At 65.7% G+C, this 9,752-nt stretch carries 8 protein-coding genes and 1 other RNA gene; 4 read left to right on the plus strand and 5 right to left on the minus strand.

What is annotated here, in order from left to right; all coding sequences use genetic code 11:
* Positions 1–262 precede the first annotated feature (262 nt).
* From erpA to rplM, 3 genes are all read right to left on the minus strand, one after another.
* Positions 263–634, minus strand: coding sequence for an iron-sulfur cluster insertion protein ErpA (gene erpA, locus G3N93_RS26120; RefSeq protein WP_011350956.1), 372 nt, complete (start codon positions 632–634; stop codon positions 263–265).
* Between the two features lie 218 nt (positions 635–852).
* Positions 853–1,245: a 30S ribosomal protein S9 gene (gene rpsI, locus G3N93_RS26125; RefSeq protein ID WP_006476904.1), complete on the minus strand. Its 393-nt coding sequence runs from the start codon at positions 1,243–1,245 to the stop codon at positions 853–855.
* An 11-nt stretch (positions 1,246–1,256) separates the two neighbouring features.
* Positions 1,257–1,685, minus strand: a complete 429-nt coding sequence (gene rplM / locus G3N93_RS26130; protein ID WP_009687896.1) for a 50S ribosomal protein L13 — start codon at positions 1,683–1,685, stop codon at positions 1,257–1,259.
* A gap of 311 nt (positions 1,686–1,996) precedes the next feature.
* Here rplM and G3N93_RS26135 point away from each other — a divergent pair, with 311 nt between their 5' ends.
* On the plus strand, positions 1,997–2,302 hold the full coding sequence (locus G3N93_RS26135) for a DUF1090 family protein (protein WP_174939189.1): 306 nt from the start codon (positions 1,997–1,999) through the stop codon (positions 2,300–2,302).
* 410 nt (positions 2,303–2,712) lie between these two features.
* On the plus strand, positions 2,713–3,177 hold the full coding sequence (locus tag G3N93_RS26140; RefSeq protein WP_081436573.1) for an OsmC family protein: 465 nt from the start codon (positions 2,713–2,715) through the stop codon (positions 3,175–3,177).
* A 70-nt stretch (positions 3,178–3,247) separates the two neighbouring features.
* Here G3N93_RS26140 and rnpB read toward each other — a convergent pair.
* Both rnpB and pyrC read right to left on the minus strand, forming a co-directional pair.
* An RNA gene (gene rnpB, locus G3N93_RS26145) (RNase P RNA component class A) lies at positions 3,248–3,659 on the minus strand.
* A 65-nt stretch (positions 3,660–3,724) separates the two neighbouring features.
* Positions 3,725–4,789, minus strand: coding sequence for a dihydroorotase (pyrC, locus tag G3N93_RS26150; protein ID WP_011350953.1), 1,065 nt, complete (start codon positions 4,787–4,789; stop codon positions 3,725–3,727).
* A gap of 206 nt (positions 4,790–4,995) precedes the next feature.
* Here pyrC and G3N93_RS26155 point away from each other — a divergent pair, with 206 nt between their 5' ends.
* Together G3N93_RS26155 and G3N93_RS26160 are read left to right on the plus strand one after the other, a co-directional pair.
* Positions 4,996–5,907: a class II glutamine amidotransferase gene (locus G3N93_RS26155; RefSeq protein WP_174939187.1), complete on the plus strand. Its 912-nt coding sequence runs from the start codon at positions 4,996–4,998 to the stop codon at positions 5,905–5,907.
* A 641-nt stretch (positions 5,908–6,548) separates the two neighbouring features.
* On the plus strand, positions 6,549–9,752 hold a 3,204-nt coding region (locus tag G3N93_RS26160; RefSeq protein ID WP_206134267.1), incomplete at its 3' end, for an ESPR domain-containing protein.

Genomic DNA, 9,752 nt, shown 5'->3' on the forward strand with positions numbered 1-9,752 from the left:
GTGCGCCCGTGCCCCGCGGGATCTACCCGCCTGCGCCCCCTCTTCCCCGCCACGCCGCGCTCCCGCTCCTCGCCGGGCCCCAGCGCGGCAACCTCGCGACGGTCACCGGCGCGGCCGGCAACCGCGTGCTCGGCGCGCTCTATCCGCGCTGACGCCGCGCCTGCCGCATGGTGGGCGCGCATCGCCATTGCGAACGGGCATAAAAAACGGGGCATGGAGCCCCGTTTTCATTCCGGCGAACCGGATCGGATCTGCCGTGTGCTCAGACCGAGAACGACGAGCCGCACCCGCAGGTGGTGCTCGCGTTCGGGTTCTTGATCACGAACTGGGCGCCGTTGAGGTCGTCCTTGTAGTCGATCTCGGCGCCGACCAGGTACTGGTAGCTCATCGAGTCGATCAGGAGCTGGACGCCGTTCTTGTTCATCACGGTGTCGTCCTCGTTGACTTCCTCGTCGAACGTGAAGCCATACTGGAAGCCGGAGCAGCCGCCACCCTGCACGAACACGCGCAGCTTCAGGTCGGGATTGCCCTCTTCGTCGATCAGTTGCTTGACCTTGTCGGCTGCGGCGTCGGTGAAGACGAACGGAACCGGCATTTCGGCCGTCGTTGCTGCGGATTCGGTAACAGCGTTCATTGCGAACTCTCCAAAAAGCTTTAGCCGCTATTGTAGGGCCGATCAGAAGATCGTGCTGAAGTCCATGAAATCAATAGGTTCTTGTCGATTTCATCAAACACGCCCGCGCGGGTCGCGGCAGCACGCGTCTGGAAACGGACATAAAAAAACCGCCAGCGCGAACACTGGCGGTTTTTCCGGCGGACGCCGCCCGGGAGCGGCGAGGCCATGAAGCAGAATTAACGCTTCGAGAACTGCTTTGCGCGACGTGCCTTGCGCAGACCAACCTTCTTACGCTCGACTTCACGTGCATCGCGCGTGACGAAGCCTGCGCTCGACAGCGACGGCTTCAGCGTCGCATCGTAGTCGATCAGTGCACGGGTGATACCGTGGCGCACTGCACCTGCCTGACCCGTTTCGCCGCCGCCGTTGACGTTGACCTTGATGTCGAACGTCTGGCCGTGGTTCGTGAGTTCCAGCGGTTGACGCACGATCATCAGCGACGTTTCGCGCGAGAAGTAGTCAGCGATGGGCTTGCCGTTGACGATGATGTCGCCCTTGCCAGCCTTGATGAAGACACGTGCGACTGCGCTCTTGCGGCGGCCCGTACCGTAGTTCCAGTTACCGATCATGTGGGCTCCCCTTAGATCTCGAGCGCCTTCGGCTGTTGAGCCGAATGCGGATGCGTAGCTTCAGCGTAGACCTTCAGCTTCTTGATCATCGCGTAGCCGAGCGGGCCCTTCGGCAGCATGCCCTTGACCGCCTTCTCGAGCGCGCGGCCCGGGAAGCGTTCTTGCATCTTGCCGAACGTCGTTTCATAGATACCGCCCGGGTAACCCGAGTGACGGTAGTACTTCTTGTCCAGAGTCTTGTTGCCCGTGACCTTCAACTTGCTTGCGTTGATGATGATGATGAAATCACCAGTGTCGACGTGCGGGGTGAACTCAGGCTTGTGCTTGCCGCGCAGACGGCGTGCCACTTCGCTGGCAACACGGCCGAGAACCTTATCCGTCGCGTCAATCACGTACCATTCGCGCGTCACCTCATGGGCTTTTGCGGAAAACGTCTTCATGATCGATCCAAAAAAATTGCTTTGCCCGATGTGTTCTTCCTGCTTGTCTGTGTGCGCTTCGAGGCGCGGTGCAGGCTCTCCCTGTTCTTTTTCCGTGGGCATGAATGCGGAAAAGCCCTGAATTATAAAGGAAATACGGCAACGCGGTCAAAGGGAATCCACATCCCGTGTCCACGGCGGCCGAAATGGGCCAAAATCCGTTCGTGCCCCGACAAGCCAGGCGAACCGAGCGCCCGGGGAGGCACCCATCGACGCGCGGCACATGACCATCCCGCGCCAGACCGGCCGAATCTGGAAAACAACAAACAAGCATGATGAATCAACGACTTACGCCCTTCCTCGCGGCCGCGCTGCTGGCCGCCGCGGCGCCCGCAGTCGCCGCCCGCGCCGACTGCGAAGCCAAGCTCGACGCACTCGATACACGCATTGCCGAAGCCCGCGCCGCCCACGCCGAGGATCGCGTCGCCCGCCTGCGCGCGGTACGCGAACGCGTCCGTCACTTCTGCGCACGCGGGCACGGCCATGCGTCGGCCGTCCACGCGCCGGCACCTGACGCACGCTCGCCTGGCACGTTGCCCGGCGCGACATCGCAGCCGGCCGCCAAGCAACCGGTGTAACGATGCCGGGGCGCGCAAGCCGCGCGCCGATGTTTGCATGGGACGAAAAAAAGCCCGAACGGCTGGTTCGGGCTTAATCCACCATAGGAGGAGGGTGGAGGAGACATTCGGAGGTTGCCGCAGCGCGACAACCAATGAGGATCATTATACGAACGCGTCGCCGACTCCACAAGAAAATTTGCATTACGAAATCAAACACCATAATGCGGAATTTCTTGAAACTCGTTTGAAAAATTTATTTTCCCTTTAAAATCAATCACCTGACACGGTGATACAGGGTCAGAAACTACCCTCTTCTAGAGCAAAACCCCTAAATTCGAGCGGGAATTGGCCGTCCGGCGCGTCGCTCGTGCGGCGCCTGCATTGCGCGTCGTGCAGCGCATCAGCCGACCGTTGCGCAGCGGGCTACAATGCCGGATCGAATCCGAATCAGGCAACGCTGGAGTGCAAGCATGGAATGCAAAGTAAGCTGGATGGGCCAGGACGGCATGGCGTTTTCCGCCGAGACCGGCAGCGGCCACCTCGTCACGATGGATGGCGCGCCCGAAGGCGGCGGCCACAACCTCGCGCCGCGCCCGATGGAAATGGTGCTGCTCGGCACCGGCGGCTGCACGGCCTATGACGTCGTGCTGATCCTGAAGAAAAGCCGCCAGGAAGTCAGCGGCTGCTCGGTCACGCTGAAGGCCGAGCGCGCGAGCGAAGATCCGAAGGTATTCACGAAGGTGCACTTCCACTTCACCGTCACCGGGCGCAACCTGAACCCGTCCACGGTCGAACGCGCGATCAACCTGTCGCACGACAAGTATTGCTCCGCGTCGATCATGATCGCGAAGACGGCCGAACTCACGCATTCGTTCGACATCGTCGCCGCCTGAACGCACGGCGAGCGCACATGAAAAAAGGGCCGGCGCTCCGTGGGGAGACGCCGGCCCTTTCGCATTCGAACGGCAAAGCAGGCCGATAAGCCGGATTCTGTGCACGCTGCGCGCCGAAGCACGCAACGCGTGGCAGCCATTCCTCTAGGCGCGCCATTGCTGACGCGCTCAAGCTTCCTACCCGCAGACGAGACGGGGGCCCCGTCCTGCATCCGAAAATGCGCGCCTGCCTACTTGGAATTGCTCCGGGTGGAGGTTACCGTGCCGGCGAACGTCGCCGTCGCCGCGGTGCGCTCTTACCGCACCGTTTCACCCTTACCTGATCCCGGCTTGCGCCGGGCCATCGGCGGTTTGCTTTCTGTTGCCCTGTTCCGCGTGTCGCCACGGATGGCCGTTAGCCATCACCCTGCCCTGTGGAGTCCGGACTTTCCTCGCCCCCGCGCGCCCGAAGGCGGCGAGGCCGCGACTGCCTGGCCTGCTTTGCGACGCGCATTCTAGCACCGAGCGCTGCCGGCCGTGTGGCCGGGCTCGCGCGGCGGCGCGAAGGTCACGCCAGTTTCCAGCCGATCGTCTCGCCGCCGCGCAGCGGCACGACGGGCGTATCGCCCGCGAAGATCTCGCGCGGCAGCTCCCACGCCTCGCGACGCAGCGTGACCGTCTCGGCGCTGCGCGGCAGCCCGTAGAAATCGGCGCCGAAGAAGCTCGCGAAGCCTTCCAGCTTGTCGAGCGCGCCGGCCGTGTCGAACGCTTCCGCATACAGTTCGAGCGCGTGCAGCGCCGTGTAGCAGCCCGCGCAGCCGCACGCGGTTTCCTTCGCGTCGCGCGCATGCGGCGCGCTGTCGGTACCGAGGAAGAAGCGCGGGTTGCCCGACGTCGCGGCCTCGACCAGCGCGACGCGATGCGTCTCGCGCTTCAGCACCGGCAGGCAGTAGTAATGCGGGCGAATCCCGCCGACGAACAGCGCATTGCGGTTGTACAGCAGGTGATGCGCGGTGATCGTCGCGCCGAGCAGGCCGGGCGCCGCATCGGCGTCGCGCACGTAGTCGGCCGCGTCCTTCGTCGTGATGTGTTCGAACACGACCTTCAGGCCCGGGAAATCGCGGCGCAGCGGCGTCATCACGCGGTCGATGAAGACCTTCTCGCGGTCGAACAGGTCGATCGATGCATCGGTCACTTCGCCGTGCACGAGCAGCGGCATGCCGGTTTCCTGCATCGCCTCGAGCGTCTTCGCGCATTTCGCGAGATCGGTGACGCCGTGGTCGGAATTCGTCGTCGCGCCGGCCGGATACAGCTTCACGCCGTGCACGAAGCCGCTTTCGCGCGCGCGGCGGATCTCGTCGGGCGGCGTGTTGTCGGTCAGGTACAGCGTCATCAGCGGTTCGAACGTCATCCCGGCCGGCAGCGCGGCGAGGATGCGCTCGCGATAGGCCTGCGCCTGCGCGGTGGTCGTCACCGGCGGCTTCAGGTTCGGCATGACGATGGCGCGGCCGAACTGGCGTGCGGTGTGCGGCAGCACGGCGGCCAGCATGTCGCCGTCTCGCAGGTGCAGGTGCCAGTCGTCGGGACGGGCGAGCGAGAGCGTCGCCGGGGAAGAAGCGTTCGAGGCAGTCATAGGAGGCGTCGTGAGGAACGGGCTGGCCGTCGGCGGGGCCGGAACACGCGTGCCGCGGGCCGACTGACGGCAAACCGCAACACGGGGCCTTTGGCCAGCGGAATCCGCTTTTTACCGCTCAGGGCTCGGTGATATGCTAGAAGCCGCATTGTACCGGGGTTCGCCCGGTTCGTTACCCCCCGCCTCAGCCTGCTGCCCCAAGTAAAATGTGCCAACTCTTAGGAATGAACTGCGCCGCGCCGACGGACGTCACATTCTCCTTCACAGGTTTCGCGGCCCGGGGCGGGCTCACCGATCACCATGCCGACGGCTGGGGCATCGCGTTCTTCGAAGATAAGGCCTGCCGCCTGTTCATCGATCACCAGGCCTCGGCCACGTCGCCGATCGCCGAAATGGTGAAGCGCTACCCGATCAAGTCCAAGAACACGATCGCGCACATCCGCAAGGCGACGCAAGGCCACATCCTGCTCGAGAACAGCCATCCGTTCATGCGCGAGCTGTGGGGCCGGCACTGGATCTTCGCGCACAATGGCGACCTGCAGGACTACGCGCCGGACATGGACGGCAGCGTCTACCATCCGGTCGGCACGACCGACAGCGAACAGGCATTCTGCGTGCTGATGCAGGGGCTGCGCGAAGCGTTTCCCGGCGCGCAGCCGCCGTTGCCCGAACTGTTCGAGCGCGTCGGCGAGCTGACGCGCGGCATCACCGATCACGGCGTATTCAACTTCCTGATGTCGAACGGCCAGGCGCTGTTCGCGCATTGCTCGACGCGGCTGCACTACCTCGTGCGGCGCTGGCCGTTCTCGACCGCGCACCTCGTCGACGAAGACCTGTCGATCGACTTCGCGAAATACACGACGCCCGAGGATCGCGTCGCGGTGATCGCGACGCAGCCGCTCACCGACAACGAAGTCTGGACCGCGTTCGAGCCGGGCGAGCTGATCATGTTCCAGTGCGGCGACGTCGCTGCACGGATGCGGATCCCGGTGCCGGAGCGCGTGCTCGAGAAGCTGCGCAATCCGGCGCTCGACGCGTCGGCATCGGCGCCGCGCGACGCACGCGAGGCGCTCGCCACAGCCGCCGAAGTCGATTCCGACGACGCAATCGACTTCTGAGCCCGGCGCGCCAGCGCCCTCTTCCCTTCATCGTTTCGCCACGGCGCGGCAAGTCGAAGGCTCGCCGCATCCGGTCGCGGCGGTGGCTTCGTGCGCGGGCGATACGGTAACGTTCACCGTCGGACCCAATCGCCCATCCGAGCACCGAATCCGCTTCATCCGGGCCCCCATCCAGTATCTCGAAGCGACGCCGCGCCATATTTTCCCGATTTGATTTATTTTCAAACGGAAATAAATCAAAAGACCCAAACAAAATCGGATGCCCGGCCGATACATAATCCGGAATCCACATTTTAACTCACCAAGCCGGCGCAAACCGTACGCCACCTCACCGATCCAGCAATCGCGGACTCATATCGCTCAAACCCACCAAATCCTTACCCACCAAGGCTTTCAGTTCGATTCATCACACAATCAAAATATATCCAATGAAAACGGCATGATTGCCGCATTTGTTAGCTTCCCGACAATCCATCACCCGCACGATCAATAGACTCCGCCCATCCTCGGTGTAATGAATTGCGATTGGCGGAGAAACGGCCACGGCCGCCGCACACCCATTCACGCCATTCTCCACCGCGGATTGCGATTTCACTGCGCCGCGGTGAAAACCACATCAAAAGAAGAGAGAGGGGCTTGTCGTGAATCATTCATTTCGATCGATATGGAGCGAGACCGCCGGCTGCTGGGTCGCGGTTGCGGAAACGGCACGGGCGCGCGGCAAGCGTTCGGGCAGCTCGTCCGGCACGAGCCGCCGCGCCGCGCACGCGGCAACGCACCGGACCTCGCTTCGCATCGTGGCACTCGGCGCGTTGCTGGCCGCGCTGTCGGCCGGTTCCGCGCATGCATCGACCTGCGGCGGCGGCACGGCCGTCGCGAACGGCGGCACCTGCGCACCCGGCAGTTTCAGCCCGACCGTCAATGACAACCTGGCAGGCTCCGCCACCGTCTCGGGCGGCGACACCGTCGGCGTGTCGGGCGCATGGACCGGCGCCGGCGGCGACCCGGGCTACACGCTCACGCCGATCGGCAGCACGACCATCGTGTCGGGCAACCCGAACCAGCCGCTACTGTCGCTCGGCGGCAAGACGCACAGCGTCAGCACGCCCGACTCGATCACCGGCACCCGCACGTCGGTCGCGACCTACGACTCGTCCGCGTTCTCCGCGTCGACGGCCGGCGCGACCGAGGTGCCCGTCTACCACGACGTGAACGGCGATCAGTACGTGAACACGCGCATCGGCACCGTCACCGCCACCGGCGGTACGCTCAACGTGTCGATCGGCAACGCGGCGAACGCGCCCGATGCAGCCGGCAACGCGATCTCGATGGCCGCAAAGGGGACCGACCTGACCTTCGCGGACGGCACGGGCGCCACGACCAGCACCGTCAACTGGAACTCGCGCAACCAGATCCGGTTCACCACCGGCGACTATGTTGCGGACGGCGGCGCCATCGGCAGCCGCCAGCTCGACGTACCGGCCTACGCGGGCACCTTCACCGCGTTCGACGGCAGCACGTGGAACGTCACCGACGCCGCAACGCTCGCCGCGTACAACGACTTTCTCGTGCGCTCGGTGCAAAGCGGCGCGCTCGGCTCGCAGGCCGCCTACGACAGCGCGTTCGGCCAGGCCGTCACGTTCTCGCAGCAAACCTTCCAGTATCAGAACAACGTGTCCCCGGGCGACAAGAACACGCTGCCGATCGGTTTCCTGTCGGCGATGCACGGCACGGGCGCGAACGCGACACTGCACATCGGCAAGGATGGCCAGATCGACTTCCGCGGCGTCAACACGATCGTCTCGAGCTCGGCCGTCCTCGCGGAGAACGGCGCGCACTTCATCAACGACGGGCGCCTGTCGGGCGACTTCACGCTGGTGCGCCTGCTGAGCGGTGCAAGCGGCGTCAACAACGGCGTGATCTCGTCCGGGTACGCGTCCGGCGACGACTTCGACACGAGCGGCAGCACGCCGCCGAACAACTTCGACTACCACGCGTACACCGAAGGCAACGGCGTGTTTGCGAACGGCGCGGGCACGTCGTTCGTCAACAACGGCGTGATGAACGTCGGCGCGTGGACGCTCGACGGCAACCAGCCGGACCTGCAGAACTACGCGGTCGCCGTGACCGGCGGCGCGACGGCGTCGAACGCCGGCACGATCAACGTCGGCGTCAATGCGACGACGCTCGACAGCCAGGTGATCGGCGGCCTCGTCGATGGCGGCAGCTTCACGAACGAAGCCGGCGGCACGATCTACCTCGGCCGCTCGGCGCAGTACGCGCCCGGTGGAGCGGCAAACGACGTCGCGCTCGCCGCGCACGCGTACGGCATCCTGCTCGGCAATACCGGCACCGCGAGCAACCTCGGCACGATCGTGATCGGCTCGCAGACGCAGAACGGCGCCGCGATGGCGAGCATCGGCTCGACCTCCGGCACGCTGACCAACGCAGGCACGATCGTCGTCAACGGCGCGGCGGCCGGCACGCCGCTCGCCAACGTCGGCATGCTCGCGGCCAACACGGCCGCGACCGTGACCAATACCGGCACCATCACGCTGAACGGCGTGAACGGCATCGGCATCATGGTCGTCGGCACCGGTACGCAGGCAACGTCCGCCCTGTCGAGCGGCACGATCAACGTCGCCGGCGGCCTCGATCCCGCCTCGGGCACGCGCAACTATGGCGTGTGGGCCGAAGGGCCGAGCGCCACGGCTACGCTCAACGGCGCACTCAACCTGACGGGCACCGGCGCGATCGGCGTGCATGCACGCTCGGGCGCGACGATCAACGTCGGCGCCAACGCGGTGCCGGCCTTCATGTCGGGCACCAACCAGATCGGCTTCTACGCGTACGGCGCGGGCTCGAAGATCAACGTCGCCGCGCAGCACCTCAGCGTCGACACCGACGATTCGACGCTGTTCCGCGTCGCGGGCGGCGCGGCCTACACAGGCACGTCGACGGCCGGCGCGCTGACGACCGACGTCAACGGTCAGCGCGCGCACGGCGTGCTCGCGACCGACGCCGGCACCCTGCTGTCGACCGGCAACGCGATCTACAACGTCAACGGCGCGAACGGCATCGCGATCGCGGTCGAAGGCGGCGCGCAAGGCACGATCGACGCGGGCGCGACGATCAACCTGAACGCGGCCGGTGCGATCGCCGGCGTCGTCGACGGCCAGGCGCACGACCTCGCCGGCACCAATGCCGGCGCACCGGCCGCAACGACGCTCACCAACCACGCCGCCGTCACGTCGTCGACGGCCGGCGTCACCGGCTTCGTCGCGCAGAACCTCGGCACGCTCGAGAACCGCGACACGGTGCTACTGACGGGCGCCGGCTCGACGGGCGTCGTGATCGGCACGCTCGGCAAGGTGAACAACGCGTCGACGATCCGCGTATCCGACGGCACCGGCGCGCTCGTCCAGGGCGCGTCGGCGACGCTCGCCAACGCAGGTTCGATCGAAGCCGACGACGGCATCGCGGGCGTCCACCTGACGGGCGCCGGCGCATCGGGCGCGCTGTCGGGCACCGGCACCGTGATCGCGAACGGCAGCGCCGACGGCGTGCTGATCGACTCGACCGTGACGGGCGGCGGGCTCGCGGCCGGCGCGACGTCGATCGCGGTCGGCGGCTCGGGCAAGGGGATCGACAACCAGGGGACGAACGCGACGATCGCGCTGTCCGGCACGCAGATCGGCACGACCGGCGCTGGCGCCGACGGCCTGTCGTCGACGGGGGCCGGCGCACGCATCGCGGCCGATGCGGCGACCGTCGTCAGGACCACCGGCGACAACGCGCGCGGCTTCTTCGTGTCGGGTACGGATTCGACGCTGGCGGCCAACGGC

The organism is Burkholderia sp. Se-20378 (assembly GCF_017104665.1).
GTDB lineage: Bacteria > Pseudomonadota > Gammaproteobacteria > Burkholderiales > Burkholderiaceae > Burkholderia > Burkholderia lata.

What these genes read in the sequence shown, in the direction of transcription:
- erpA (WP_011350956.1), bottom strand. Translation starts at nt 634, where the DNA reads ATGAACGCTGTTACCGAATCCGCAGCAACGACGGCCGAAATGCCGGTT.
- rpsI (WP_006476904.1), bottom strand. Translation starts at nt 1,245, where the DNA reads ATGATCGGTAACTGGAACTACGGTACGGGCCGCCGCAAGAGCGCAGTC.
- rplM (WP_009687896.1), bottom strand. Translation starts at nt 1,685, where the DNA reads ATGAAGACGTTTTCCGCAAAAGCCCATGAGGTGACGCGCGAATGGTAC.
- G3N93_RS26135 (WP_174939189.1), top strand. Translation starts at nt 1,997, where the DNA reads ATGATGAATCAACGACTTACGCCCTTCCTCGCGGCCGCGCTGCTGGCC.
- G3N93_RS26140 (WP_081436573.1), top strand. Translation starts at nt 2,713, where the DNA reads ATGCCGGATCGAATCCGAATCAGGCAACGCTGGAGTGCAAGCATGGAA.
- pyrC (WP_011350953.1), bottom strand. Translation starts at nt 4,789, where the DNA reads ATGACTGCCTCGAACGCTTCTTCCCCGGCGACGCTCTCGCTCGCCCGT.
- G3N93_RS26155 (WP_174939187.1), top strand. Translation starts at nt 4,996, where the DNA reads ATGTGCCAACTCTTAGGAATGAACTGCGCCGCGCCGACGGACGTCACA.